Source organism: Herbaspirillum frisingense, assembly GCF_047325095.1.
GTDB lineage: Bacteria > Pseudomonadota > Gammaproteobacteria > Burkholderiales > Burkholderiaceae_D > Herbaspirillum > Herbaspirillum frisingense.
On record NZ_CP168558.1, the window covers coordinates 3,406,674 to 3,432,329 of the forward strand.

The following is a 25,656-nucleotide window of genomic DNA, read 5'->3' on the forward strand; positions in this document are numbered from 1 at the left end:
CACCCGCACACCCGCAAAAAAACGGCCGCCTCATCAACGAGGCGGCCGTTCGTGCGTCCTGCAGTGGTAAAGCCGATCAGACGCCCGGCACCAGCTTGCTCACGCCGCCCATGTAGGGCTGCAAGACCTCGGGGATATCCACGCTGCCATCGGCCTGCTGGTAGTTTTCCAGCACGGCGACCAGGGTACGGCCCACGGCCAGACCGGAACCGTTCAAGGTATGCAGCAGTTCCGGCTTGCCCTGGGCATTGCGGAAGCGCGCCTGCATGCGACGCGCCTGGAAGGCTTCGCAGTTGGAGACCGACGAGATTTCGCGATAGGTGTTCTGCGCCGGTAACCAGACCTCGATGTCATAGGTCTTGGCCGCGCCAAAGCCCATGTCACCGGTACACAGGGTGATGACGCGGTACGGCAGGCCGAGCTTCTTGAGGATGGTCTCGGCGTGGCCCAGCATCTCGTCCAGGGCTTCGTAGGACTTCTCGGGGTGGACGATCTGCACCATTTCCACCTTGTCGAACTGGTGCTGGCGGATCATGCCGCGGGTATCGCGACCATAGGAGCCGGCTTCCGAACGGAAGCAAGGCGAGTGCGCCGTGAACTTCATCGGCAGCGCATCGCCGGCCACGATCTCGTCGCGCACGAAGTTGGTCAGCGGCACTTCAGCCGTAGGGATCAGGTACAGCGCGGCATTCTCGGCCTCGCCTTCCTGCCCCCCCTTCTTGGCAGCGAACAGGTCGGCTTCGAACTTGGGCAACTGGCCGGTGCCGCGCAGGCTGTCGGCATTGACGATGTAGGGGGTATAGCACTCGGTATAGCCATGCTCCATGGTATGGGTGTTGAGCATGAACTGCGCCAGCGCGCGGTGCAGGCGGGCAATGCCACCCTTGAGCACGGCAAAGCGCGAACCGGTGAGCTTGGTGGCGGTATCGAAATCCAGGCCCAGCGGGGCGCCGACATCGACGTGATCCTTGATCTCGAAGTCGAACTGGCGCGGCGTACCGACCTTGCGCAATTCCACATTGCCGCTTTCGTCATTGCCAGCCGGCACCGATTCGTGCGGCAGGTTGGGAACCGCCTGCAGGAACAGGTTCATCTGGTGCTGCACTTCTTCCAGGCGCGCCGCCGAGGACTTGAGCTCGTCGCCGATGCCATTGACCTCGGCCATCACCGCGGAGGCATCCTCGCCACGGCCCTTGAGCATGCCGATCTGCTTGGACAGGGTGTTGCGCTTGCCCTGCAGTTCTTCGGTGCGGGTCTGGATCTGCTTGCGTTCAGCTTCCAGCGCGTTGAAGCCGGCCACGTCCAGCACGAACTTGCGGGCTGCCAGGCGGGCCGCGACGTTCTCGATGTCTTTACGGAGGAGTTGGATGTCGATCATGGGGAGAAAATACGATAGGTTTGAAGCAGGAAACCGCGATTGTACCAAGTCGCGCGCCCGTCACGGGGTTCCAGCCCCCTTCCCTCTCAAGAAAATGCTGCGGCCGTGGTAGCGGCCACCGGCCTTGCGGGTTACCATTCGGCCCATTCCCGTCATCCAGAGAGCCTCCCCACCCATGTCCGACCAGCCCGACCCGCGCCCGCAGCGCGATGTTCCCGTCCTGTTTTCCCTGCTGGGCCTGGTGGCCGCCTTCGCCGTGGGACTGTGGGCCGGCATCCACTACATGTCCAATGACGCCAGCCTGTTCTACGGACTGATCGCCGGCCTTTCCTTCGGCGCCGCCTTCGCCTTCGGGCAGCAGATCAAGAACCGCTTCATCCCGCCCAAGGTACGCAAGACCGACTGGAAGGTGCAGGCCCCGGGCGCGGCCGAATTGTCCAGCGGCCGCCTGGCGGCACAGCAGGCGCGCAAGATCAGTGTCGAATTCGACGATCAGGAAATCCGAACCATGGTGCGTGGCGCCAAGCGCGAAGGCATCGCCTGGAGCGCCATCGACGACGTCACCATCCGCATCAGCGACGACAGCCTGCCCCAGCCGCAATGGATCATCGCCGGCCAGACTGCCGAGGGTATCAAGGGCGTACTGGTCCCCAACGACGCCGATGGCCTGGAAGAGCTGATGGAAGCGATGAAGCAGCGCCTGCCCGGCTATGACAACGACAAGAACTACGAAACCGTGATCGCCGCCATGTCCGCCATGGAGGGCAGTTTCCGCGTCTGGCACCGGGCGGCCGCCTGATCTCAAGCCTGATCGCTGAAGCCTGAGATATCAGGCAAGGCCGGCACGGATCAGCCAGGTCCGCCGGTATCGGCCATGGTTGGCTCCCGGGCCAGCCTTTCTGCCAGGAAGTTGACGAAAGCCCCCAGCCGCGGCGGCAGATGGCGGGTCGCCGGATAGAGCGCCCACAGATCGCCGCAATAGTGCGTCCTGAAACTCCATTGCGGCAGGACCTGGACGATACACCCCTGCGCCAGCGCCTCCCGGGCGACGAAATACGGCAGGCTGCCGATACCGAGATGGCGCAGCACCGCATCCAGTCGCACCCCGGTATGGTTGGCCGCATAGCGCCCCCGCACCTCGACCGTGACCCGTTCACCCTGCCGGCGGAAGCGCCAGCGCGCGTCCCCGGGCGCCTCGCCGAGATAGATGCAGGAATGTGTCTTGAGTCCCTGTGGATGCTGAGGCGTCCCGTGCTGCGCCAGGTACTCCGGCGTGGCGCACAGCAGGTGCTCGATGCGCGTCAACCTGCGGCCCATCAGGCCCGGCGGCGGCTGGTCGGTGATACGGATGGCCAGGTCCACCTCCTCATCGATCAGATCCATGTAGCGGTCTTCCAGCCTCAACAGGACGTCCACCCTGGGATGGGCGGCAAGGAAATCCGGCACATGCGGATGTACCAGGTAATGCCCGACCGCCTTGGGCACGCTCACCCTGACCTGCCCCTGCGGCGCGGCATCAAAACCACCGGAGGCGGCCAGCACCGATTGCGCGGCGTCCAGCATTTCCCGGCAACGCTGGTGGATATCACGCCCGCTTTCGCTCAGGCGCAGCTTGCGGGTGGTTCGTTGCAGCAACTGCGTGCCGAGTGCCTTTTCCAGGCGTGCAATGGCCCGGCTGACAGCCGAGGGCGTCGCGCCCAGCTGGCGTGCCGCTTCCGAGAAACTGCCCGTCTCCACCACCTTGGCAAAGACAGCCATTTCGTTGAGCAGGGCGATGCTTTGATTTGTGCTCATGGGGCAAAGATTATTTGCTTGGGTAATGGATTATCGCAACTTCACCCGGGCGATACAATTCCCATCCCTCTCCCTGATCTATCTAAAAGCCAGCCGTGACCGACCGCATCTACCTGACCCAGCCAGCGCTGGAAGCCGATACCGAAGTGTTGATCTGCACTCCCCTGGAAGATGGTCGCTACGCGGTCCATCTGGCGGCCACGCCGTTTCATCCGCAAGGTGGCGGCCAGCCTAGCGATGTCGGCTGGCTGGGGGCAGTCGAGGTAACGAAGGTCGTGAGCGAAGGCGACGAGATCATCCATTACACCAGCGCGGCCGTAGCAGCCGGCCCGATCCGCGCCAGGGTGGATGCCCAGCCACGGCAGCTGCATGCGCGGCTACATTCCGGTGGGCATGTGATCGGCTATGTGATGGCGCAACTGGGATGGCGCGCCACCAAGGCTCACCACTGGCCAGGGGAAGGTCGTGTCGTCGGCGTCAGCGCCCCCGACGCCGGCGCGCAGGAACTGGAAGCGGCAGAGATCGAAAGCCGCTGCAATGCCCTCATTGCCGACGACCTGGCCTGCGCGCTCTCCAGCGAAGGTGGACGCCGCCAGGTCGGTTTCGGCGCCCTGCCCGCCTATCCCTGCGGCGGCACGCATGTGGCGTCGCTGGGCGAGATCGGCAGGATCGCCATCCAGTCGGTACGAGTGAAAAAGGGGGAGGCCTCGATCCGCTACGATGTGGTGATCTAAGGCCGTCTTCTACGGCCGCACTCAGTCGTTACCGGCTTCCTCATCCCACTTGCGCAGGGTCGCCAGCTTCTCGCCGATCTTGATCTCCAGCCCACGCGGCACCGGCTGATACCAGCCCGGCTCATCGATGCCATCCGGCAGATAGGTCTCCCCGGCCGCATAGGCATTGGGTTCGTCATGGGCATATCGATATTCATGTCCATACCCCAATTCCTTCATCAGCTTGGTCGGCGCATTGCGCAGGTGCACCGGCACCTCGCGGCTCTTGTCCTGCTTCACGAAGGCGCGGGCGGCGTTGTAGGCGTTGTAGCCGGCATTGCTCTTGGCCGCCACGGCCAGGTAGATCACCGCCTGGCCCAGCGCCAGTTCGCCCTCGGGACTACCCAGACGTTCGAAGGTCAGCGCGGCGTCGTTGGCGATCTGCATAGCACGGGGGTCGGCCAGGCCGATGTCCTCCCAGGCCATGCGCACGATGCGGCGTGACAGGTAGCGCGGATCGGCGCCGCCGTCCAGCATGCGGGTCAGCCAGTAGAGCGCCGCGTCCGGGTGGGAACCGCGTACCGACTTGTGCAGGGCTGAAATCTGGTCATAGAAATTGTCACCGCCCTTGTCGAAACGGCGGCTGTTCAGGGTCAGCGCATTCTGCAGGAAATCGGCCGTCACCAGCACCGTACCGGTGGTGCGGGCAGCGGTTTCGGTCTGCTCCAGCAGGTTCAGGAAGCGACGTGCATCGCCGTCGGCGTAACCGATGATGGTGTCGGCGGCCTGCTCGTCGAAGTGCAGTTCACCCAGCGCCTTTTCCTGGGCGCGCTTGAGCAGGAGCCGCAGTTCGTCGTCACTCAGCGACTTGAGCACATACACCTGCGCCCGCGACAGCAGCGCCGAGTTGACCTCGAAGGAGGGATTCTCGGTGGTGGCGCCGATGAAGGTCACCAGGCCGCTCTCGGCGTAGGGTAGCAGCGCATCCTGCTGCGACTTGTTGAAGCGATGGATTTCATCCACGAACAGGATGGTGTGCTTGCCCATGGCCAGGTTCTGCTCGGCCTGCTCCATCGCCGCGCGAATATCCTTGACCCCCGAGAACACCGCCGACAAGGCGATGAATTCGCACTGGAAGGCCGTTGCCGTCAGGCGCGCCAGCGTGGTCTTGCCCACCCCCGGCGGCCCCCAGAAGATCATGGAATGCGGCTTGCCCGACTGAAACGCCAGGCGCAAGGGCTTGCCTTCGCCCAGCAGGTGCGACTGGCCGATGACCTCGTCCAGCGTCTTGGGACGCAGGGCTTCGGCCAGCGGCGCGGCGGGCTCTTGTGCAAACAGGTCAGCCATGGGGGTGCTCCCCGGCCAGACTGGTTGCGTGGTCCGGCGATGGCGAGCGCATCGGGGCGGTCTCGAAAATCGGTTTCATGTTCTTTCAGGATGCGGGCGCGGCGCCGGATTGCAAGGCGCATTCGCCAAAGGCCGTAGTCTAACGCAGCAGCGGGACGATGAGGGCAGATGGCGGGCAGAGGGCCGGCAGAGGGCAGCAGGCATCGGGCGCAGGCGTTACAATGCGGCCTGCCCTTTTGACTGCCCACCCGGAGTTGCCATGCCCTTCGTCGTCACCGATTCCTGTATCCAGTGCAAGTACACCGATTGCGTCAGCGTCTGCCCCATGGACTGTTTCATGGAGGGGCCAAACTTCCTGGTCATCGATCCGGACGGCTGCATCGATTGTTCCATGTGCGTACCGGAATGCCCGGTCGGGGCCATCTACAACGCCACTGATCTGCCGGCGGCGCTGGCGCACTTCGAGGACCTCAACGCCAAGCTGGCCAGGCAAGCCGGCTGGAAGCCCATCACCCAGGCCAAGGCGCCCCTGCCGGAACATGCGCAATGGAAGGACCGGACCGACAAGCTCCCGCTGCTGCAGATGCCGCCAACCTGATCTGCCCTCTTCAAACCAAACAGCCCCGCAGGCTCGCGCTTGCGGGGCTGTTGCTTTGGGGCGCAGTGCAATCAGTTGTCGAACACGTCAGCGCCCTTGGGGACCACGAAATTGAAGCTGTTGCCCTTCAGCGAGGGGTTCTTCTCGAAGCTGTCGAAAGTCAGCACCGACACTTGGCCGAAGGAATCATGCAATTCCATCGCCACCGGCGTGCCATTCTTCAGGCCGATACCGATGTTGTCGAAGGTGGTATCACGGCTCTTGGGGGTGGCTTGCAGCCATTCCAGGCCATCCTTGTTGCCGGCTTCCTTCAAGGTGAAGTTCTTTTCCAGGTCGTTGCTGCCGAACAGGATCGCGGCCGGGGAAGAACCCAGTGCATTGCCCAGCTTCTTGGTGGTGACCTGGTTCAGGTCCTTGTCGTAGATGAAGAGTTTTTCTCCATCGGCCTGGATCACCTGCTCATAGGGTTTCTGGTAGGTCCAGATGAACTTGCCCGGGCGCGAAAACACGAAGCTGCCACTGGAGGTATTGACTACCTTGGATGTGCCGTTCTCGTTGCGCACCATGCGCTGGGTGAAGCTGCCCTTGGCCGATTGCGTGCTGCTGACGAATTGCTTGAACTGGTCCAGCGCGGCGGCCGAAGCACGGCCCGGCGTGAGCGCGGTGATGGCGATGGCACCGGCCACGGCCAGTGCCGAGAGGCCGGCAGCCATGACCATGCGGCGCAGCTTGAGGTTGAGGGTGCGGGCTTGTGCGGTACGCGAGCGCAAAGCGGTTCTGGAATTGTCCATGTTGTTCGATTCCTTCTTGATTGATCCACCCGGAGGTGGCGGCCGGCGCGAAAGTGGCCGGCCTTCAGGGCGTGGTGGAAGACGTCCGCGACGATACCGATGCGGGCTTCCTATTCGGCTGCATCCGCGGCACCCGCCGGCACCAGGATTTCACGGTTGCCATTGGATTGCATGGTGGATACCAGTCCGCTCTGCTCCATCTGTTCCAGCAGGCGCGCAGCGCGGTTGTAACCGATGCGCAGATGACGCTGCACCAGCGAGATCGAGGCCCGGCGATGCTTGAGGACCACGGCCACGGCCTGGTCGTACATCTCGTCGCCTTCGCCGCCACCGGCGCCGGCTGTGGCACCACTGCCGCCGCCGTCGGCGTCTTCCAGCACGCCTCCCTCTAGGATGCCCTCGATGTAATTCGGTTCCCCCTGGGATTTCAGGTGTTCCACCACCCGGTGCACTTCATCGTCGGAGACAAAGGCGCCGTGCACCCGTACCGGCAGGCCGGTGCCAGGCGGGTTGTAGAGCATGTCACCCATGCCCAGCAAGGTCTCGGCGCCCATCTGGTCGAGGATGGTGCGGGAATCGATCTTGGACGACACCTGGAAGGCGATGCGGGTCGGCACGTTGGCCTTGATCAGGCCGGTGATCACGTCCACCGAGGGCCGCTGGGTCGCCAGGATCAGGTGGATGCCGGCCGCGCGCGCCTTCTGGGCGATGCGGGCGATCAGTTCTTCCACCTTCTTGCCCACCACCATCATCAGGTCAGCCAGTTCGTCGATGATGATGACGATGGTTTCCAGCTGCTCCAGCGGTTCCGGTGCATCCGGAGTGAGGCTGAAGGGGTTGGGGATCTTCTCGCCGCGCTTGTCGGCGTCTACGATCTTCTGGTTGTAGCCGGCCAGGTTGCGCACGCCCAGCTTGGACATCTTCTTGTAGCGGCGCTCCATCTCTTCCACCGCCCAGTTCAGGGCGTGGCCGGCCTGGCGCATGTCGGTCACCACCGGCGCCAAGAGGTGCGGGATGCCTTCGTAGATCGACAATTCCAGCATCTTGGGGTCGATCAGGATCAGGCGCACCTGGCGCGGCGAGGACTTGTACAGCAACGACAGGATGGTGGCGTTGATGCCGACCGACTTGCCCGAACCGGTGGTACCGGCCACCAGCAGGTGGGGCATCTTGGCCAGGTCGGCCACCACCGGGTTGCCGGCGATGTCCTTGCCCAGCGCCACGGTGAGGCTGGAGTGGCTGTCGTTGTAGACCTTGGAGCCGAGGATTTCGGTCAGGCGCACGATCTGGCGCTTGGGGTTGGGCAACTCCAGGCCCATGTAATTCTTGCCCTGGATGACTTCCACCACGCGGATCGAGGTCAGCGACAGCGAACGCGCCAGGTCGCGCGCCAGATTGACGATCTGGCTGCCCTTGACGCCGGTGGCCGGTTCGATCTCGTAGCGGGTGATCACCGGGCCGGGATAGGCGGCCACCACCTTGACCTCGACGCCGAAGTCGGAAAGCTTCTTCTCGATCAGCCGGCTGGTGAATTCCAGGGTCTCCACCGACACGGTCTGCTGCGATGGCGGCGCTTCATCCAGCAGCGACAGCGGCGGCAGTTCGCTGTTGAGGTCGTCGAACAGGCTAGTCTGTTTTTCCTTCTGCACGCGGTCCGACTTCTGCACTTCCACGATCTGCGGTTCGATGCGGATCGGCGGTGCCTCGACGATCTTGGCGCGCTCCTGGACCACGGTTTCCTCACGCTTGACGGCGGCTTCCTGGCCGGCGCGACGGTCGGCGCGGGCGGCGAAGAAATCGCGCACCCAGAACAGGCCATCCTCGATCAGGCCGCCGATGCGCTCCACCGCTGCCAGCCAGGACACCTGGAACAGCAGCGAGAAGCCCAGCCCGAACAGCAGCAACAGCAGCAACGTCGAACCGGTAAAGCCGAAGGTCGGCTGCATGCCGGCACCGATCATCTCGCCCAGCACGCCGCCGGAGGAATGCGGCAGCTTGGGAGTAAAACGGTGCATGCGGGTGAATTCGATACCCATGCTGCCGGTGAGCATGAAGACGAAGCCGACGGCGCGGATCAGCGGTTCCTGCTGGTGCTCCGGCTCGACCGGCTGCTCCACCAGGAAACGGTTGGACAGGCGGCGATAGCCGGTCCACACCGAACGCGCCACCAGCACGCACCACCACCAGGCCGACAGGCCAAAGATGTAGAGCATCAGGTCGGCCATCCAGGCGCCCACCCGGCCTCCCAAGTTACCCACGCGCGGCACCGAACTGGCCACCGACCAGCCGGGGTCGGTCTTGGAATAGGTCAGCAGGATCAGTACCAGGTAGAGCAGCAAGGCCGCCAGCGCCAGCCAGCGTGCCTCCGATAGCAACCGCACCAGGCGACTGGGCATGGGAGGCGCCGGCGCCTTGGTATTGCGGATGTGGGCTTGACTCGTCTTCGACATAACTTCCGTGCAAAAAAAACCAGCCGTCATTGTAACGGCATTGAATTGGCGCTTCGCGGATTTGCGCCAGGCAGCACCGCCAACGGCTCACTGACCGGCTTTTGCCGCTATCGTTCTGCTTTCCTGATGCTCAATTGCTCGCTCGGGTGCTTTCCAGCATTCTTTCCTGATCCCGATACTGCACTTCTGTTGCCCTGCGCGTGAAGGAGCGAGACAGGCTGGGTGGACGCTGATGCGGCGCCCGCCTGCATCCGACCCACCTTCGACCTATCGTCGGGATAGCGTAATTCCATGAGCCTGGATGAGGGCTTGGACTATAATCTTACCCGTTTTGCAGCGCGGCAATCCGCAAACTTCGGTACCCGCCAGTTGATCCGCATGCCCTGCCCGCCCCGTTGTCAGCGACGGTCGGGAATTGAAATCCCGGGAGTCGCCTCAAGTTGCAGAGGCGATCCCACAACATTTGATGAGTAGCTTATGAGCACGCCCAAACATGCCAAGGTCCTGATTCTCGGCTCCGGCCCCGCCGGTTACAGCGCCGCCGTCTATGCCGCGCGCGCCAACCTGAACCCGGTGCTGATCACCGGCGTGGAACAGGGCGGCCAGTTGATGACCACCACCGATGTCGAGAACTGGCCCGGTGATCCGCTGGGCGTGCAAGGTCCGGAACTGATGCAGCGCCTGCTGCAGCACGCCGAACGCTTCAATACCGAGATCATTTTCGATCACATCCATACCACCAAGCTGTCCGAACGCCCTTTCCGCCTGATCGGCGACAACGGCGAATACACCGCCGACGCCCTGATCATCGCCACCGGCGCCTCGGCCCAGTACCTCGGCCTGCCCTCGGAACAAGCCTTCATGGGTCGTGGCGTGTCGGCCTGCGCCACCTGCGACGGCTTCTTCTACCGTGGCCGTGAAGTGGCCGTGGTCGGCGGCGGCAATACGGCCGTGGAAGAGGCGCTGTACCTCTCCAACATCGCCAGCAAGGTCACCATCATCCACCGTCGCGACAAGTTCCGCGCCGAGCCCATCCTGATCGACCGCCTGCTGCACAAGGTCACCGAGGGCAAGATCGCCATCCAGTGGCATTCCACCCTGGACGAAGTGGTCGGCGACGACAGCGGCGTGACCGGCATCAAGATCAAGTCCACCCAGGACGGTGCCATCACCGAGATCCCGGTCCACGGCCTGTTCATCGCCATCGGCCACAAGCCCAATACCGGCATCTTCGACGGCCAGCTCGACATGCAGAACGGCTACCTCAAGACCCGCACCGGGACCGAGGGTTTCGCCACGGCAACCAGCATCGAAGGCGTGTTCGCCGCCGGTGACGTGCAGGACCACATCTACCGCCAGGCCATCACCAGCGCAGGGACGGGTTGCATGGCGGCACTGGATGCCCAGCGCTACCTGGAAGGGCTGGAATAAAAAATGCTGCGCTGCGAGAACTCGTAGCGCAACAAGGCATCAAAACGCCGGTGACGAGTATTCGTCCCGGCGTTTTTTGTTTACATTAAGCTTATTCTAAAGACAACAAAAGCGCCCTCCCCTCATTTCAACAAGGAAAGCACCGTGCCACGCTCCTCTGCTGCCGTCACTACCGTGTTTGCCTCGCTGACCCTGGGCGCCGTACTGGCTGCCTGCAGTGCCTCGCGCGAAAGCGCCGACGCCGCTGCCGGCCCCGGCCAGTGCGATGCCTCCCGTGCCGATCACCTGATCGGCGAGAACCTGAGCGGCCACCTGGAACGCCAGGCCCAGGCCGAATCGGGCGCTGCCGAGGTGCGCGTGCTCAAGCCTGACGACGTGGTCACGATGGAATTCAATCCGCGCCGCCTCAACCTCTACATCGATCCCGGCAAGGTCATCATCAAGGTCGCCTGCGGCTGAGGCCTGCGATCGCGCTGTCGAGGGACTGCACTTCTGCTAAAGTTGCCAGCTCAGGCAAACGTAGGCTACAGGGTTGGGTGCTGTCATGGCGACAATGAAGGACTTCTCGGCGCTCAAGGGATTGCGCCGCGATCTGCAGGAACAGGAAAAAGCGCGCGCGCTGGCCTTGGCCGAGCGCCAGCGTCAGGAAGCGGCCGCCCGCGAGGAGGCCAATCTGTTCCGCCACAGCATCGGCCAGGTGGCGCCGCTGCATCAGCGGGTGGTCGACAAGACCCTTCACCTGCCCGATCCCCCCTTGCCCATTCCACGCCAGCACATCGCCGATGAACAGGCGGCGCTGCTGGAGTCGCTCTCCGACGAATTCACCATCGAAACCCTGATGGACAGCGACGAGAACCTCAGTTTCGCCCGCCCTGGCGTGGGCGCCGATGTGCTCGGCAAGCTGCGGCGCGGCAACTGGGTGATCCAGGCCCAGCTCGACCTGCACGGCTATCGCCGCGACCAGGCGCGTGAAGCGCTGGGCGAATTCCTCCGCCAGTCACGCCGGCGCGGCCTGCGCTGCGTGCGCATCATCCACGGCAAGGGACTGGGTTCGGTCAACAAGGAGCCCGTGCTCAAGCACAAGGTACGCAACTGGCTCGCGCAAAAAGATGAAGTGATGGCCTTCTGCCAGGCCCGCGCCGCCGATGGCGGGGCCGGTGCGCTGGTGGTGTTGCTCAAGTCCAGCGAGCGCAGCTAAGGCCCCCAGCCCGCCTACGCAAGTTCGTCGAGCATGGAGACGATAGCCTCGAAATGCGGGCGCGAGGCCGCATCCGCCGACAGGCAGGCCTGCCGCAATCCGGCCAGCACCGCCCGTCCCTTTTCCTCGGCCGGCTGGCTGTGTGCCAGCAACTCTTCCAGCAGACAACCGTAAGCCCGCACCTCCATGGCCTGCACGCCCCAGGCATGGGGCTGGGCGGTATCGTAGAACCAGGCCGCACCGAAGTCGCCCAGCAGCGCGGCATCGGAACGATGCAGGATATTGTGGGCATACAGGTCGCCATGGACGATGCCCTGGGCATGCAGGTGCGCTGCCGCCGAAGCGATATCGCGCGCGATCGCCAGCGCCTGCGACCACGGCAGCGTCATCGCTTCGGGATACACGTCGCGGGTGCAGGACTGCAGGCTGGGCGGCCCGGCCAGGTTGGCATAGTCCGGATCGATCAGCGGCATCACCAGCCCCGCCATGCCCTGCGGATGTCCCTGCAGGCGGCCCAGCACCGGGATCAGCCCGCGATGGCGGCCTGCCATGATGCAGGCGGCCATTTCGCGTTCCGGCAGGCCATCGCTGGTGACGGCGCCCTTGAAGAGCTTGACCGCCACCGGCTGCGCCGTACCGGCCACCTGCCAGCGGGCGGCATGGATCACCCCGGAGGCGCCCTCGCCCAGCTTGTCCTGCAGCTGCAGATCGTCCCAGGCGATGTCCGCCACCTGCGCCAGGCCATCGGCCCGTTCTTCCACCGGCGCGCACCAGGGGTTGCCGGCCATGGCCAGCCAGCTCAGTCGCGGCAAGGTCAACAGCCAGTGCGGGAATTCTTCCAGCGCATTGGCGGCCAGGCGCAGCAGTTCCAGATTGCGGCAGGCCGCCAGTTCTGGCGGCAAGGCGCGCAGGCGGTTACCGGCCAGCATCAGCTTTTGCAAGGGCCGGCAACGGCCGATGCTGGCCGGCAGTGCCTCGATGCGATTGTCGGTCAATACCAGCCAGCGTAACGAGGGCGGCAGGGAGTCGGCCGGCACCGTTGCGATCTGGTTGGCCTTGAAGCCGATCATCTCCAGCGACGGGCAACGGCCGAGGACAGCTGGCAATTCGGTGAACAGATTGTCGGAACAGAAGACGATGCGCAGCCGCGTCAGGCGTGGCAGGTCGTCCGGCAAGGCGCTGAGCTGGTTGCCGCTCAGATCGAGGATTTCCAGCGTATCGGCCAGGGTGAAAATCTCCGGCGGGAATTCACGCAGGCCGCAAGACAGTGAAAGCCGCGTCACGCCAGCCAACTCGCCACTACGCAATTGTTCCAGGGTATGCATGCAAAAAAGCCTGATTCGATCAAAGCGCGCAGTGTACCAGCCAAGCCCCTCCCCAAGACTTCAGTTCAGAACAGATCAAGCTGATCATCCTTGTTCCGCTTGCCCTGCCCGCCCGGGGCCGGCGGCACCAGCAGCGGCCGCCGGAAACGGCTGGCATCCAGCGTGGCGAAGGCGCGGTTGCGATGGTCGATGCCCAGCCGGCGGCTGGCCTTGTCGAAGCGCTGCTGCAGGAGCTCGGCCCAGACACCGGTGCCGCGCATGCGGGTGGCGAAATCGGCGTCGTAGTCCTTGCCACCGCGCATGTCCTGGATGCGGTTCATCACCCGTGCCGCCCGGTCCGGGAAATGCGCCTGCAACCACTGCCTGAACAAGGGGCTGACTTCCCATGGCAGGCGCAGCACGATATAGCCGGCCTGGCCGGCACCGGCTTCCACGGCCGCTTCCATGACCCGCTCCAGATCCGGCTCGGTGACGAAGGGAATCACCGGCGCAATCGATACGCTCACTGGAATACCTGCCTCGGCGAGCGTACGGATCACCCGCAGGCGCCGCGCCGGACTGGCCGCCCGGGGTTCCAGGGTGCGAGCGATGGCCGGGTCCAGCGTGGTGATGGTGACGGCGGCAATGGCCTGGCGCTTGGCTGCCATCGCCGCCAGCAGGTCGATGTCACGCTCGATCAGGGACGACTTGGTGATCAGGGCCACCGGGTTTTCGCAATCGTGCAGGATCTGCAGGATGCGGCGGGTCAACTGGCGCTCGCGCTCGATGGGCTGGTAGGCGTCGGTATTGATGCCCACCGTGATGGTGTCTGGCTGGTAGGACGGCCGGGCCAGCTCGCGCAGCAATAGCTCCGGGGCATTGGCCTTGGCCACCAGCCGGCTTTCGAAATCCAGGCCCGGCGAGAGGCCCAGGTAGCTGTGCGAGGGTCGGGCAAAACAGTAGATGCAGCCGTGCTCGCAGCCGCGGTAAGGATTCAGGGACAGCGAGAACGGCAGGTCGGGCGAGGCATTGCGGCTGATGATGGACTTGGCCGTCTCTTCCGTGACGATGGTCTTCAGGCGCGGCGGTTCGGCGTCCTGATCGCTAGCATCGGTGGTATCGGTCTGTTCAGCGCCAGCGGCCGGTTCACCTGTCGATGGACCATCACCGGCAAATTGCAGAGGCTGCCAGCCATCATCGAACTCCTCGCGGTTCACCGATTCGTAGCGCCCGCGCAGGTTGGTGACCGCACCCCGACCCTTTTGGGCCACCTGTTGGCGATGGATGAAGGTAGCCGGTGTGATGGTCGCATCGTCGTCATCCGAGGGCGATGGCTCCGGCTGGTCAGGAAACGGCCGGGCGATGCCCTGCGGGAATTTGGGGAAGGAAGCCATAGCTAGCTGATTTAGCTGAACAATACTGTATATATAAACAGTATTTTGCCCACACTTCCAGCCGCCTGCAAACCCTGTTTCAATTTAGCCGGCTGCCGGATTAATCAGGTATGCTTGTTCACCCCAGGCTTCCCGAAAGATAAGAAATAGAACACCGGGCGGCCACGACGACAGGGCATAAGGACCGCAAAGGTCCAAGGAGACAAGGATGCAATACCAGGCAAACCGGCCAGGCGCCGGTGCATTGCTGGGCGCAGCGCCCCTGGTGCAGGCCACGGCCGACGGCGAGCCGGACCTGCAGGCCATTGCGCGCTCGCACCAGCGCAGTTCTTCCTATGGCATCACCCGCGGCCAGCGGCCCGATCTGGAACAGCTCTCGCGTGCCGACCTGGCGCAGACGCTGGAGGCCAGCCAGTCACTGTCCGGCCATGCCCGGCCGGTGATGGAAACCCTCTACGATCAGATTCGCAATACCCACAGCATGGTGATCCTGTCGGACGCCGAAGGCACCATCATCCATACCCTGGGCGACCGCGACTTCCTGGCCAAGGCCGACCGCGTGGCGCTCGGTCCCGGCGGGCGCTGGTCGGAGCAGTTGCGCGGCACCAATGCCATCGGTACGGCCCTGTTCGAACAGAAACCGACCACGGTCCACGCCCAGCAGCACTACCTGGATGCCAACCGCTTCCTGACCTGCTCGGCGGCCCCCATCTTCGACCATCGCGGCAAGGTGCTGGGAGTGCTGGACGTGTCGGGCGAATGCGGCAGCTTCCACAAGCACACCATGGCCCTGGTGCGCATGTCGGCGCAGATGATAGAAAACCACCTGCTGGCCGGCAGCTTTCCCGATTGCATCACCCTGCACTTCCACAGCCGCGCCGAATTCGTGGGTACGCTGGTAGAGGGCATCGTCAGCTTCACGCCGGGCGGACGTTTCCTGGCGGCCAACCGCAGTGCCCAGTTCCAGCTGGGCCTGACGCTGGCAGCACTGCAGTCGCATACCTTCACCTCGCTGTTCGGGGTGCCGTTGTCGCTGTTGTTCGAGCAGCACCGCAAGGCGGCGCCCGGCCTGCTGGAGCTGTGCCTGCACAATGGCATCCGCATCCACGGTCGCGCCGAGTTGCGGCTGCGCGACCAGCATTTCCAGAATGCCCGTGAAGCGGTCATCGAGGCGCCTGAACTTGGAACGGCAGCAGCGTCTGCACCCGCGTTGGCGCCGGTCTGCCACCCACCGGCCGTGCGCGGACCCGCAGACCTGCCCGATCTGCAGGCGCTGGAGACCGGCGACGCCCGCATGAGCGACATCATCGGCAAGCTGCGCCGTGTGATCGACCGCGCCATCCCGGTCTTGATCACCGGCGAGACCGGCACCGGCAAGGAGTGGCTGGCGCAGGCCATCCACCGCGCCAGCGCCTGTTCGCGCAGGGCGCAAAGCCAGGGGATGGCGGCGCCCTTCGTGGCGGTCAACTGCTCGGCCATTCCGGAAAACCTGATCGAAGCCGAACTGTTCGGCTATGAAGACGGCGCCTTCACCGGCGCGCGCCGCAAGGGTGCCATCGGCAAGATCGCGCAAGCCCAGGGCGGCACGCTGTTCCTCGATGAAATCGGCGACATGCCATTGTCACTGCAGGGTCGTTTGTTGCGGGTGCTGCAGGAGCGCGCCGTCACGCCGCTGGGCAGCCAGCGTGTGATCCCGGTGGAGTTCGCACTGGTATGCGCCACCAACCAGCCGCTACGCGAGATGGCAGCGCGCCATGCCTTCCGCGAAGACCTGTACTACCGCATCAATGGCTTGCAGGTCAGGCTGCCCGCCCTGCGCGAACGCAGCGATCTGGATTGCCTGATCGAGCGCATCCTGCAGGAAGAAGGCGGCCCGCAGGCGCCGCGCTTCGATGCCCAGGCCCTGGCGCTGCTGCATGCCAGCCGCTGGCCGGGCAACCTGCGGCAATTGTCCAACCTGGTCCGCACCGCGCTGGCCATGGCCGAGGGCGAAGCAGCCATCAGCCTGCGGCATCTGCCGGACGACTTCCTGGAAGACGCGGCGGCCAGCTCCCCGCTGGCCAGCGTTGACGATGAACCACCCTCTCCGCCGCTTTCCATGCAGGACACGGAATGGGCCGCCATCGAACGCGCACTGCGCACGCATGACGGCAATGTCAGCGCCGCCGCCAAGGCGCTCGGGGTGTCGCGCAATACGCTGTACCGGCGCTTCAAGTCACGCGGGCACTGAGCGGTTCCAAAGCGTCATATTCTTCATCGGAAAACAGCCGCGAGCGCGTCAGGAAGCGCTTGCCGCTGCCATTCTCCAGCGAGAACATGCCACCGTTGCCATTGACCACGTCAATGATCAGCTGCGTGTGCTTCCAGTACTCGAACTGGTCGGCGCCGATGTAGAACGGCACGCCGTCGATCTCCCCCAGGTACACATCGGTGTCGCCCAAGGTGAAGTCTCCTTCGGGGTAGCACATTGGCGCGCTGCCATCACAGCAGCCGCCGGACTGGAAGAAGATCAAAGCGCCATGGCGTGTCTTCAACTGGCGCAGCAGTGCCACCGTGGCGTCGGTGGCGGTAACCCGGGGTAAGGCGCTCATTGGCATGCTCCTGGAAAGTCCACATAAAAAAGGCGCCGGCCGTGGGAGAACGGACCGGCGCCCAAGCTGCCTTGCTGCAAGGAGCCAAGGAGACAAACGAAGGATAGGAACCCGATCAGAAGAAGCCCAGCGCCTTGGGGCTGTAACTGACCAGCAGGTTCTTGGTCTGCTGGTAGTGGTCCAGCATCATCTTGTGGTTTTCACGACCGATGCCGGATTGCTTGTAGCCACCGAAGGCCGCATGCGCCGGATACAGGTGATAGCAGTTGGTCCACACGCGCCCGGCCTGGATCTCGCGGCCCATGCGGAAGGCACGGGTGCCATCGCGGGTCCATAGGCCTGCACCCAGGCCGTAGAGGGTGTCGTTGGCGATGGCCAGGGCTTCTTCCTCGTCCTTGAAGGTGGTCACCGAGACCACGGGGCCGAAGATTTCTTCCTGGAAGATGCGCATCTTGTTGTTGCCCTGGAAGACGGTCGGCTTGACGTAGTAACCCGAGGCCAGGTCGCCGCCCAGTTCTTCACGGCCGCCACCGGCCAGCACCTTGGCGCCTTCCTGCTTGCCGATGTCGATGTAGGAGAGGATCTTTTCCAGCTGCTCCTGCGAGGCTTGCGCGCCGATCATGGTGCTCTTGTCCAGCGGGTTGCCCTGCTTGATGGCAGCCACGCGCTTCAAGGCGCGCTCGATGAAGCGCTCGTAGATCGATTCCTGCACCAGCACGCGCGAGGGGCAGGTGCAGACCTCACCCTGGTTCAGCGCGAACATGGCGAAGCCTTCCAGGGCCTTGTCGAAGAAGTCGTCGTCCTTGTCCAGCACGTCGGCGAAGAAGATATTGGGCGACTTGCCGCCCAGCTCCAGGGTCACCGGGATCAGGTTCTGCGAGGCGTATTGCATGATCAGGCGACCGGTGGTGGTCTCGCCGGTGAAGGCGATCTTGGCGATACGCTTGTTGGAGGCCAGCGGCTTGCCGGCTTCCACGCCGAAGCCCTGCACGATGTTGACCACGCCCGGCGGGATCAGGTCGGCGATCAGTTCGATCAGCACCATGATGGAGGCCGGGGTCTGCTCGGCCGGCTTCAACACCACGCAATTGCCCGCAGCCAGCGCCGGGGCCAGCTTCCACACCGCCATCAGGATGGGGAAGTTCCAGGGAATGATCTGGCCCACCACGCCCAGCGGCTCATGGAAGTGATAGGCATAGGTGTCGTTGTCGATGGTGCCGATGCTGCCTTCCTGGGTGCGCACGGCGGCGGCGAAGTAGCGGAAATGGTCGATCGCCAGCGGGATGTCCGCGGCCATGGTTTCGCGGATGGGCTTGCCGTTGTCCAGGGTCTCGGCGGTGGCCAGCAGCTCCAGGTTGGCTTCCATGCGGTCGGCGATCTTCAACAGCAGGTTGGCGCGATCGGTGGGTGAGGTCTTGCCCCAGCTCTTCTTGGCGGCATGGGCGGCGTCCAGCGCCAGCTCCACGTCCTCGGCGCTGGAACGGGCCACCTCACAGAAGGCGCGTCCGATCACCGGGCTGATGTTCTCGAAGTATTCCCCCTTCACCGGCGGGACGAATTTGCCGCCGATGAAGTTGTCGTAGCGTTGCTTGAAAGGGTCGCGTACGCCGAGTTTGCTGATGTCTGCCAGGTTCATGTCGTCTCCGTTATGGTGATGGTTGAAATCCCGCACGCATCGATGGCCGCGGCGGGCGTTCGACCTCCTTAGGGGCAAATCGCATGCCAGCCGCCAGAGGCCCGTCCCAGGCGGTCCAGCGGCCTGTGCCACCGGTGTGGCGCTGTCACGCTGTGTCAGACTGACGCAATCCGTCACGCCACGGCGCAACAGACTGCAACAGCTTTCCGGCTGCAATGGACGTAAAAAAACCGGCCAGCGGCCGGTTTCGGGGAGAGCGGAACCTGCTCAGACGGCATCGGGACCGGTTTCACCGGTACGGATACGGATCACCTGTTCCACTTCCTGCACGAAGATCTTGCCATCGCCGATCTTGCCGGTGCGGGCAGCCTTGATGATGGCATCCACCGCCTGCTCCACCACCTTGTCATCGACCACCACCTCGATCTTGACCTTGGGCAGGAAATCGACCACGTATTCGGCGCCGCGATACAGCTCGGTATGCCCCTTCTGACGACCGAAGCCCTTCACTTCGGTGACCGTCAGGCCCGTGACGCCGACTTCGGCGAGGGATTCACGCACCTCGTCCAGCTTGAACGGTTTGATGATGGCGGTCACTTGTTTCATGGCAATTCCTCTCTTGGTATGTCGTAAAGAAACGATCGGTTGCGATCTGTTGAATAGCGGGTGCTGCGATGTTGTTCTTTTAGGGACAGGGACGTGGCCCCCCTGCCCACTTGTACATTGTCAATCAGGCTCGCGCAGCTTTCAACCACCCTGCGCAAGCGAGCCCTCAAAAAGCCGGTTTCAGCCCTCCAGATCCGGAATCCGCTCCAGATCCTGCAGCCATACCGTGGCCTCGCCATCGCTGGGGGCGCGCCAGTCACCCCGCGGCGAGAGCGAGCCGCCGGTACCGACCTTGGGCGCATTGGGTACGCAGGAACGCTTGAACTGGCTGGTCTTGAAAAAGCGATAGACGAAGATGCCCAGGTTCTTCTTGATCTGCGGCAAGCTGTACTGGTTGTGGGCGCCATGCAGGCCGTCCGGCCAATGACCGGCATCGCGGTCATGCCAGGCGCTGTGCGCCAGGAAGGCCACCTTGGCCGGCGTGAAGCCGTAGCGCAGGATGTAGTAGAGGTTGAAGTCCTGCAATTCGTAGGGACCGATGAAGTCCTGGGTGCGCTGACCGGGTTCGCCATCGGAGGCGCCCGGCACCAGTTCAGGGCTGATCTCGGTTTCCAGGATGTGGATCAGCACTTCCGGCTGCTTCAGTTCCAGTGAGCCGGACTCGGCCACCCAGCGCACCAGATGGGTGATGAGGGTCTTGGGCACGCTGGCGTTGACATTGTAGTGCGACATGTGGTCGCCCACGCCATAGGTGCACCAGCCCAGCGCCAGTTCCGACAGGTCGCCGGTGCCGATGACGATGGCGCCATGGTGGTTGGCCAGGCGGAACAGGTGATTGGTACGCTCCCCGGCCTGCACGTTCTCGAAGGTGATGTCGTAGACCGGCTCGCCTCGCGAATAGGGATGGCCGAGATCCTTCAACATCTGTTCGCAGCTGGGGCGGATATCGATTTCCTGCGCCGAGCAACCGACCTGCGTCATCAACTGATGCGCCTGCACCAGGGTACGACTGCTGGTGGCGAAACCGGGCATGGTATAGGCCAGGATGTTGGTGCGCGGCAGGCCCAGCTTGTCCATTGCCTTGGCGCAGACCAGCAGGGCATGGGTGGAATCCAGGCCGCCGGAAACGCCGATGACCACCTTCTTCAGGCCCGACGAAGACAGGCGCTGCACCAGCGCCATGACCTGGATGTTGTAGACCTCGCGGCAGCGCAGTTCCCGCTGCTCCGCGTTGGCCGGCACATAGGGGAAACGCGCCACCCGGCGTTGCAGCGGCAGCGGGCGGTCCTGCGGCAGCTGGACATCGAACGACACCACCTCGAAGCGGCGCACTTCGTCCGCATGGCGGCGCACCGACTGGCCGAAGGTGGTCTGGTGGAAACGCTCGCGCGAAAGACGCTCCAGGTCCACATCGGCATAGATGACGTGGCCACCCTGGGAGAAGCGCTCGGACTCGGCCAGCAGTTCGCCGTTCTCGCAGATCAGCGCCTGGCCGTCCCAGGCCAGGTCGGTGGTCGATTCACCATCGCCGGCCGAGGAATACAGGTAGGCCGCCAGGCAGCGCGCCGATTGCTGCGACACCAGCTGGTGACGGTAACCGGACTTGCCGACCACGATATTGGACGCCGACAGGTTCACCAGCACGGTGGCGCCGGCCAGGGCCGCAAAGGAGGACGGCGGGATCGGCACCCAGACGTCTTCGCAGATTTCGACATGGAAGCGCAGGTCGGGGATATTGCTGATCTCGAACAGCAGGTGACTGCCGAAGTCCACGTCCTGGCCCAGCAGACGGGTGCGGCGGGTGACGGCGCAATCGGCGCTGCTGAACTGGCGCGCTTCGTAGAATTCGCTGTAGTTGGGCAGGTAGCTCTTGGGAACCACGCCCATGATGCGGCCGGCGCTGACCACCACCGCGCAGTTATAGAGCTGGTGTTCGACCTTCAGCGGCATGCCCACGATCAGGGCGGCCGGGATGCGCAAGGAGGCTTCCAGCACGCTCTGCAGGGCATTCTGCGCGGCGTCCAGCAAGGCACGCTGCTGGAACAGGTCTTCGCAGCTATAGGCCGACAGCCCCAGTTCGGGGAAGGCCACCAACACCGCGCCACCGGCGGCGGCCTGCTCGGCCAGGGCGATGGTGCGCCGGGCATTGAAGACCGGATCGGCCACCTTGCAGTCCGGCACCGCCACGGCGACGCGGGCGAAACCGTGGCTATAGAGATTGAAGAATGGGCTAGTCATATCGTGCGGACTTTCTTGCTCTGTGCGGGTCGCCGCGATGGCGACGCGTTCTGTCGGTTTTGCGTAGAATGCCTGTTCGAGCGGGGCCGTGGGCCGCGCCTTCTTATGCAGGTCACTCGCAGTCCATGGATTATCGCACGCGAATCGTTTCTTCTCTGGCCGAGATCGGCCCCGGCCGCTGGGACGCACTGGTGGCCACCCAGGCCGAAGGCAACCCCTTCCTCAGCTACGCTTTCCTGCATGCGCTGCACGAGAGCGGCGCGGCCAGTGCCGACACCGGCTGGGAGCCGCATTACCTGACGCTGTGGCAGGACGAAGCCCTGGTGGCGGCCTTGCCCCTGTATCGCAAGTTCCACTCCTATGGTGAATATGTCTTCGACTGGGCCTGGGCCGAGGCCTACCAGCGCCACGGCGTCGAATACTATCCCAAGCTGCTGGCCGCCATCCCTTTCACGCCGGTGCGCGGGGCGCGGCTGATGGCAGTCGATGAGACGGCCCGCGCCGGCCTGCTGGCCGCCTTGCAGGCCCTGCAGCAGGAGGGCGAACACTCGTCCACCCACATCCTCTACCCGCCCCCGGAGCAGGCGGAACAGCTGGCCGATGCCGGTTTCCTGCTGCGCAGCGGCGTGCAGTTCCACTGGCACAACGAAGGCTATGGCAGCTTTGCCGAGTTCGTCGATACCCTGGATCGCAAGAAGCGCAAGAACATCCTGGCCGAGCGGCGCAAGGTGGCCGAACAGGGCGTGCAATTCACCTGGCTGCGGGGCAGCGAGATCACCGAGGCCCACTGGCGATTCTTCAACCGCTGCTATCGCCATACCTATGCGGCGCATTATTCGACGCCCTACCTGAACCTGGAATTCTTCCGCCGCATCGGTGCCACCATGCCGCAGCACCTGCTGCTGACCCTGGCCCTGCGTGATGGCCAGCCCATCGCCTCCTCGCTCACCGTGCATGACGGCGACACCCTCTACGGTCGCTACTGGGGCGCGCTAGAACACGTCCCCTGCCTGCACTTCGAGACCGCCTACTACCAGCCGCTGGAATTCTGCATCGCCGAAAAGATCCGCTGGTTCGAAGGCGGCGCCCAGGGCGAGCACAAGATGGCACGCGGCTTCCTGCCGCAGAAGACCTGGTCGGCACACTGGCTGGCGCATCCGGGGTTCTACGATGCCGTGGAGCACTTCCTGGCCCGCGAAGTCGGCGGCATCGATGGTTATATCAACGAGCTCAACGAGCGCAATCCCTTCCGCGATCCGCCCCGCTGAGGCGGCGTAAAAAAAACCGGCCCGCAGCAATGCTGCGGGCCGGCCTCCTGCCATCCGGATTACTTGTAACCGACGCGATCCAGCATCTGCAACACCTTCTGCTGGTTGGCACCGACGGCGCCGATGTTGATCACTTCAGCCTTGAACGGACCCATCTTGACCAGCGCCGGGTTCTCGGTCTTCACGCTCTTGACGGCCGGCCATTCGTTATTGCCTTCAGCGAAGTAGCGCTGGGCCGCATCGCTGGCCAGGTATTCCAGGAACTGCACGGCTTCGGCCTTGTGCGGGGCATGCTTGGCCACGCCACCACCGGCGATGTTGACGTGCGCGCCATAGCTCTTCTGGTTGGGCCAGACGATGCCGACCTTTTCCATCAGGGCCACGTCTTCCGGCTTGGTGGAACGCAGCAGGCGGGCCACATAGTAGGAGTTGGAAATGGCCACGCCACATTCGCCCGAACCCACGGCCTTGATCTGGTCGGTATCGCCACCCACCGGCTGGCGCGCCTGGTTGGCGACCATGCCCTTCAAGATGGCTTCGGTCTTGGCCGCACCATCATGCTCCAGCAGCGCGCCGAACAGCGAGACGTTGTAGGGGTGCGAGCCGCTGCGGGTGCAGAGCTTGCCCTTGTTCTTCGGGTCGCCCAGGGCTTCGTAGGTGTCCACGTCTTCCGGCTTGACGCTGGTCTTGTTGTAGACGATCACGCGAGCGCGGGTGGAGAAACCGAACCACTGGGTGCCGTCGCTGCCCTCCTTGCTGTGCAGGTTGGCGGGGATGCGTTCGTCCAGCAGCCTGGACTTGACCGGCTGGAACAGGCCATCGCTCTGGGCCTTCCACAGGCGCGCCGCATCCACCAGCAGGATCACGTCGGCGGGACTGGAAGCACCCTCGCTCTTGAGGCGTGCCAGGATGCCGGCGTCATCGCCATCGACGCGGTTGATCTTGATGCCGGTGGCCTTGGTGAAGTCGGCGTAGAGCGCTTCGTCGGTCTGGTAGTGGCGTGCCGAGTACAGGTTCAGGACTTTTTCCTGCGCGAAGCTGGAGGCGGCAATGGCAGCCAGTACGGCGCCGACGGCGAATTGACGGGAGAACATGGACCATCCTTTTCAAAAAGAGTGAACGACCGCCGTGGCGAAACGGCGTTTTCTTTTGGCGCGGAAGGCGGTCCGGGGAGCGGGCTCCAGGATGGACTTGGCTGTCGCAGCGGGCGGCCTGATGGCTGCCTCGTTATGGGTATGCTTGTGCGTGTGCGTGTGCATACGCGAGAGGTAAAGCGCAGGCGAATATATCACAAATAAGAAGCATTATCATCTTCTAAAGGACATATCGAAAAGCCATGCAGTGAACGTAAAAACGCCCTTGCCGACTGATGTGGCAAGGGCGTGATGACGTGCTGTGAATGCAGCGAAAGCAGAGAAAGCGACAAAGACAGCGAAGGGGGACGAAGCGCGCTCAGATCACCTTGACGGCGAAATCGACGCCGATGCCGGCCCACCACTCCTGCTCCTTCTGGAACCAGAAGGAAATGCTGGGATGCTCCTTGATGTAGTCGCGACGGATCTCGAGGTCGATGCGGCTCTTGAGCTTGACCCTTACCTTGTCCAGGTCCAGCGTGATGTGCGCGTGGCGGAACATCACCGCCAGCCGCAGTGCCAGCACTGCCTTGGCGAAATCGACGTCTGCCAGCATCTCGCTGATCTTCTTCAGGTTGCCCTTCTGACCGAGGATCAGGGTACTCATCAGACGCTGCTCGCGAGTGGTAAAGCCCGGCAGGTCGGCATTGGCGATCATGTAGGCCGAATGCTTGTGGTAACCGGTGGGCGACACCACCAGCCCGGTCTCGTGCAGCAAGGCGCTCCAGTAGAGATAGCGGGCGTAGGAGTCGGTGGCCGGCTTCAGCAGATCGAAGAAACCTCGCGCGGTATCGGCCACGCCATGGGCGCGGGCGGCATCGACGTGGAAGCGGCGGGCAAACTCTTCGACCGAACGATCGCGACGGTCGGCCTTGGTGGCGCGCAGTTGCAGGTCCCACATCACGCCCATGCGCAGGCCGGCTTCCACCGGGGTGATGACCTCGATGCCGAATTCCTGCATGAAGCCGATCAGCACCGCCAGGCCGCCCATGATCACACCGGCACGGTCGGGTTTCATGCCGTCCAGCGCGATCTGGCTGACATGACCGAAGTCGATCAGGCGCTGCATCAGGTCAGCCAGGCTGGGCAGGCTCACGCGGCCATCGCCCATGCCGTTGCGACGGATGGTGTCGGCAATGGCGCGCATGGTGCCGGAAGAGCCATAGACATTCACCTCTGCCGGGTCGAAGCTGAACAGGTGTACTGCATCTTCGACATGCGAGCGGGCCGAGATGATGGCGCGTTCGAAGGCCGCCGTGGTGATGGCACCATCGGGGAAGAAGGCCAGGCTTTGATTGACGGTGCCGATGCCGAAGGATTCGACGTGACGGATATGCTCGCCCAGGCCACGGATGACCTCGGTGGAACCGCCGCCGATGTCGATGACCATGCGTTCTTCACCGGCATCGGCCAGCACGCCGGCCACGCCCATGTAGATCAGGCGGCCCTCTTCCTCACCGGAAATGATCTCCACCGGATAACCGATGGCCCGCTCCAGTTCCGGCAGCAGGTCGGCTGCGTTCTTGGCCACGCGCAAGGTATTGGTGGCCACCACCCGCACCGCGGTCAGCGGATAGTCACGCAGGATGGCGCGAAAGCGGGTGAGCGAATCGATGGCGCTCTGACAGGCCTGCTGGGTCAGGTTGCCGCTCTTGTCGATGCCCGCCGCCAGGCGGATGGGGTCGCGCGCGCTCTTGATGACGCGTATGCCGTCGTCCTCGTACTTGCCGATATGCAAGCGAAAACTGTTGGAACCGAGATCTACCGCAGCAAACATGCATGTCCT

21 protein-coding genes are annotated in these 25,656 nt (G+C 63.9%); 8 read left to right on the forward strand and 13 right to left on the reverse strand.

Annotated elements, in window-relative coordinates; translation table 11 throughout:
• Window positions 1–76 precede the first annotated feature (76 nt).
• Complete coding sequence (serS, locus tag ACEOAC_RS15720) at window positions 77–1,378, reverse strand: serine--tRNA ligase (RefSeq protein WP_077236972.1); 1,302 nt, start codon at window positions 1,376–1,378, stop codon at window positions 77–79.
• A gap of 175 nt (window positions 1,379–1,553) precedes the next feature.
• Here serS and ACEOAC_RS15725 point away from each other — a divergent pair, with 175 nt between their 5' ends.
• On the forward strand, window positions 1,554–2,177 hold the full coding sequence (locus tag ACEOAC_RS15725; RefSeq protein ID WP_241813792.1) for an anaphase-promoting protein: 624 nt from the start codon (window positions 1,554–1,556) through the stop codon (window positions 2,175–2,177).
• 50 nt (window positions 2,178–2,227) lie between these two features.
• On the opposite strand, the gene ACEOAC_RS15730 is transcribed toward ACEOAC_RS15725, so the two are convergent.
• Window positions 2,228–3,172: a LysR substrate-binding domain-containing protein gene (locus ACEOAC_RS15730; RefSeq protein WP_413443402.1), complete on the reverse strand. Its 945-nt coding sequence runs from the start codon at window positions 3,170–3,172 to the stop codon at window positions 2,228–2,230.
• A 95-nt stretch (window positions 3,173–3,267) separates the two neighbouring features.
• Between ACEOAC_RS15730 and ACEOAC_RS15735 the strand changes: the two genes are divergently transcribed.
• Window positions 3,268–3,906, forward strand: a complete 639-nt coding sequence (locus tag ACEOAC_RS15735) for an alanyl-tRNA editing protein (RefSeq protein WP_413443403.1) — start codon at window positions 3,268–3,270, stop codon at window positions 3,904–3,906.
• A gap of 21 nt (window positions 3,907–3,927) precedes the next feature.
• On the opposite strand, the gene ACEOAC_RS15740 is transcribed toward ACEOAC_RS15735, so the two are convergent.
• Window positions 3,928–5,232, reverse strand: a complete 1,305-nt coding sequence (locus tag ACEOAC_RS15740) for a replication-associated recombination protein A (protein WP_241813795.1) — start codon at window positions 5,230–5,232, stop codon at window positions 3,928–3,930.
• Window positions 5,233–5,491: 259 nt separating this feature from the next.
• Between ACEOAC_RS15740 and fdxA the strand changes: the two genes are divergently transcribed.
• A complete protein-coding gene (fdxA, locus tag ACEOAC_RS15745) occupies window positions 5,492–5,830 on the forward strand; it encodes a ferredoxin FdxA (RefSeq protein ID WP_413443404.1) in 339 nt (112 codons plus the stop codon).
• 71 nt (window positions 5,831–5,901) lie between these two features.
• On the opposite strand, the gene lolA is transcribed toward fdxA, so the two are convergent.
• A complete protein-coding gene (gene lolA / locus ACEOAC_RS15750; protein WP_077238544.1) occupies window positions 5,902–6,621 on the reverse strand; it encodes an outer membrane lipoprotein chaperone LolA in 720 nt (239 codons plus the stop codon).
• Between the two features lie 110 nt (window positions 6,622–6,731).
• Window positions 6,732–9,071: a DNA translocase FtsK gene (locus ACEOAC_RS15755; protein ID WP_413443405.1), complete on the reverse strand. Its 2,340-nt coding sequence runs from the start codon at window positions 9,069–9,071 to the stop codon at window positions 6,732–6,734.
• 477 nt (window positions 9,072–9,548) lie between these two features.
• Here ACEOAC_RS15755 and trxB point away from each other — a divergent pair, with 477 nt between their 5' ends.
• The 3 genes from trxB to ACEOAC_RS15770 all read left to right on the forward strand — a co-directional run bounded on the left by trxB (window position 9,549) and on the right by ACEOAC_RS15770 (window position 11,700).
• Complete coding sequence (gene trxB, locus ACEOAC_RS15760; protein ID WP_006463527.1) at window positions 9,549–10,502, forward strand: thioredoxin-disulfide reductase; 954 nt, start codon at window positions 9,549–9,551, stop codon at window positions 10,500–10,502.
• Between the two features lie 144 nt (window positions 10,503–10,646).
• Window positions 10,647–10,961 (forward strand): I78 family peptidase inhibitor, encoded by a 315-nt coding sequence (locus ACEOAC_RS15765; RefSeq protein ID WP_413628438.1) that lies wholly within the window; start codon window positions 10,647–10,649, stop codon window positions 10,959–10,961.
• Window positions 10,962–11,046: 85 nt separating this feature from the next.
• The gene (locus tag ACEOAC_RS15770; RefSeq protein ID WP_039875406.1) at window positions 11,047–11,700 is read left to right on the forward strand and encodes a Smr/MutS family protein; all 654 of its coding nucleotides are present in this window, start codon (window positions 11,047–11,049) and stop codon (window positions 11,698–11,700) included.
• A 14-nt stretch (window positions 11,701–11,714) separates the two neighbouring features.
• On the opposite strand, the gene ACEOAC_RS15775 is transcribed toward ACEOAC_RS15770, so the two are convergent.
• Window positions 11,715–13,025, reverse strand: a complete 1,311-nt coding sequence (locus ACEOAC_RS15775) for a leucine-rich repeat-containing protein kinase family protein (protein ID WP_413443406.1) — start codon at window positions 13,023–13,025, stop codon at window positions 11,715–11,717.
• A 65-nt stretch (window positions 13,026–13,090) separates the two neighbouring features.
• Window positions 13,091–14,398, reverse strand: a complete 1,308-nt coding sequence (locus tag ACEOAC_RS15780) for a PA0069 family radical SAM protein (protein WP_413628439.1) — start codon at window positions 14,396–14,398, stop codon at window positions 13,091–13,093.
• A gap of 208 nt (window positions 14,399–14,606) precedes the next feature.
• Here ACEOAC_RS15780 and ACEOAC_RS15785 point away from each other — a divergent pair, with 208 nt between their 5' ends.
• Window positions 14,607–16,628: a sigma-54-dependent Fis family transcriptional regulator gene (locus tag ACEOAC_RS15785; protein WP_413444059.1), complete on the forward strand. Its 2,022-nt coding sequence runs from the start codon at window positions 14,607–14,609 to the stop codon at window positions 16,626–16,628.
• On the opposite strand, the gene ACEOAC_RS15790 is transcribed toward ACEOAC_RS15785, so the two are convergent.
• From ACEOAC_RS15790 to ACEOAC_RS15805, 4 genes are all read right to left on the reverse strand, one after another.
• Window positions 16,609–16,989, reverse strand: a complete 381-nt coding sequence (locus tag ACEOAC_RS15790) for a DUF779 domain-containing protein (protein WP_006463533.1) — start codon at window positions 16,987–16,989, stop codon at window positions 16,609–16,611. The genes ACEOAC_RS15785 and ACEOAC_RS15790 overlap by 20 nt on opposite strands.
• 115 nt (window positions 16,990–17,104) lie before the next feature.
• On the reverse strand, window positions 17,105–18,625 hold the full coding sequence (gene adh / locus ACEOAC_RS15795) for an aldehyde dehydrogenase (RefSeq protein WP_077238539.1): 1,521 nt from the start codon (window positions 18,623–18,625) through the stop codon (window positions 17,105–17,107).
• A 267-nt stretch (window positions 18,626–18,892) separates the two neighbouring features.
• Complete coding sequence (locus tag ACEOAC_RS15800) at window positions 18,893–19,231, reverse strand: P-II family nitrogen regulator (RefSeq protein ID WP_006463535.1); 339 nt, start codon at window positions 19,229–19,231, stop codon at window positions 18,893–18,895.
• Window positions 19,232–19,411: 180 nt separating this feature from the next.
• Window positions 19,412–21,469: an NAD(+) synthase gene (locus tag ACEOAC_RS15805; RefSeq protein WP_413444060.1), complete on the reverse strand. Its 2,058-nt coding sequence runs from the start codon at window positions 21,467–21,469 to the stop codon at window positions 19,412–19,414.
• A gap of 125 nt (window positions 21,470–21,594) precedes the next feature.
• Here ACEOAC_RS15805 and ACEOAC_RS15810 point away from each other — a divergent pair, with 125 nt between their 5' ends.
• Window positions 21,595–22,737, forward strand: coding sequence for a GNAT family N-acetyltransferase (locus tag ACEOAC_RS15810; protein WP_413628440.1), 1,143 nt, complete (start codon window positions 21,595–21,597; stop codon window positions 22,735–22,737).
• 59 nt (window positions 22,738–22,796) lie between these two features.
• Here the strand turns inward: ACEOAC_RS15810 and ACEOAC_RS15815 are convergent, their stop codons facing one another.
• Both ACEOAC_RS15815 and ACEOAC_RS15820 read right to left on the reverse strand, forming a co-directional pair.
• Complete coding sequence (locus ACEOAC_RS15815) at window positions 22,797–23,831, reverse strand: extracellular solute-binding protein (protein ID WP_077238536.1); 1,035 nt, start codon at window positions 23,829–23,831, stop codon at window positions 22,797–22,799.
• A gap of 358 nt (window positions 23,832–24,189) precedes the next feature.
• A complete protein-coding gene (locus ACEOAC_RS15820) occupies window positions 24,190–25,647 on the reverse strand; it encodes a Ppx/GppA family phosphatase (RefSeq protein ID WP_413444062.1) in 1,458 nt (485 codons plus the stop codon).
• Window positions 25,648–25,656: the final 9 nt, after the last annotated feature.

Coding starts and splice junctions, on each gene's coding strand:
- ACEOAC_RS15820 (WP_413444062.1), bottom strand. CDS start 25,647: ATGTTTGCTGCGGTAGATCTCGGTTCCAACAGTTTTCGCTTGCATATC.
- ACEOAC_RS15730 (WP_413443402.1), bottom strand. CDS start 3,172: ATGAGCACAAATCAAAGCATCGCCCTGCTCAACGAAATGGCTGTCTTT.
- ACEOAC_RS15780 (WP_413628439.1), bottom strand. CDS start 14,398: ATGGCTTCCTTCCCCAAATTCCCGCAGGGCATCGCCCGGCCGTTTCCT.
- ACEOAC_RS15740 (WP_241813795.1), bottom strand. CDS start 5,232: ATGGCTGACCTGTTTGCACAAGAGCCCGCCGCGCCGCTGGCCGAAGCC.
- lolA (WP_077238544.1), bottom strand. CDS start 6,621: ATGGACAATTCCAGAACCGCTTTGCGCTCGCGTACCGCACAAGCCCGC.
- ACEOAC_RS15785 (WP_413444059.1), top strand. CDS start 14,607: ATGCAATACCAGGCAAACCGGCCAGGCGCCGGTGCATTGCTGGGCGCA.
- ACEOAC_RS15775 (WP_413443406.1), bottom strand. CDS start 13,025: ATGCATACCCTGGAACAATTGCGTAGTGGCGAGTTGGCTGGCGTGACG.
- ACEOAC_RS15770 (WP_039875406.1), top strand. CDS start 11,047: ATGGCGACAATGAAGGACTTCTCGGCGCTCAAGGGATTGCGCCGCGAT.
- ACEOAC_RS15800 (WP_006463535.1), bottom strand. CDS start 19,231: ATGAAACAAGTGACCGCCATCATCAAACCGTTCAAGCTGGACGAGGTG.
- ACEOAC_RS15755 (WP_413443405.1), bottom strand. CDS start 9,071: ATGTCGAAGACGAGTCAAGCCCACATCCGCAATACCAAGGCGCCGGCG.
- ACEOAC_RS15805 (WP_413444060.1), bottom strand. CDS start 21,469: ATGACTAGCCCATTCTTCAATCTCTATAGCCACGGTTTCGCCCGCGTC.
- serS (WP_077236972.1), bottom strand. CDS start 1,378: ATGATCGACATCCAACTCCTCCGTAAAGACATCGAGAACGTCGCGGCC.
- ACEOAC_RS15790 (WP_006463533.1), bottom strand. CDS start 16,989: ATGAGCGCCTTACCCCGGGTTACCGCCACCGACGCCACGGTGGCACTG.
- ACEOAC_RS15810 (WP_413628440.1), top strand. CDS start 21,595: ATGGATTATCGCACGCGAATCGTTTCTTCTCTGGCCGAGATCGGCCCC.
- ACEOAC_RS15725 (WP_241813792.1), top strand. CDS start 1,554: ATGTCCGACCAGCCCGACCCGCGCCCGCAGCGCGATGTTCCCGTCCTG.
- fdxA (WP_413443404.1), top strand. CDS start 5,492: ATGCCCTTCGTCGTCACCGATTCCTGTATCCAGTGCAAGTACACCGAT.
- trxB (WP_006463527.1), top strand. CDS start 9,549: ATGAGCACGCCCAAACATGCCAAGGTCCTGATTCTCGGCTCCGGCCCC.
- ACEOAC_RS15815 (WP_077238536.1), bottom strand. CDS start 23,831: ATGTTCTCCCGTCAATTCGCCGTCGGCGCCGTACTGGCTGCCATTGCC.
- adh (WP_077238539.1), bottom strand. CDS start 18,625: ATGAACCTGGCAGACATCAGCAAACTCGGCGTACGCGACCCTTTCAAG.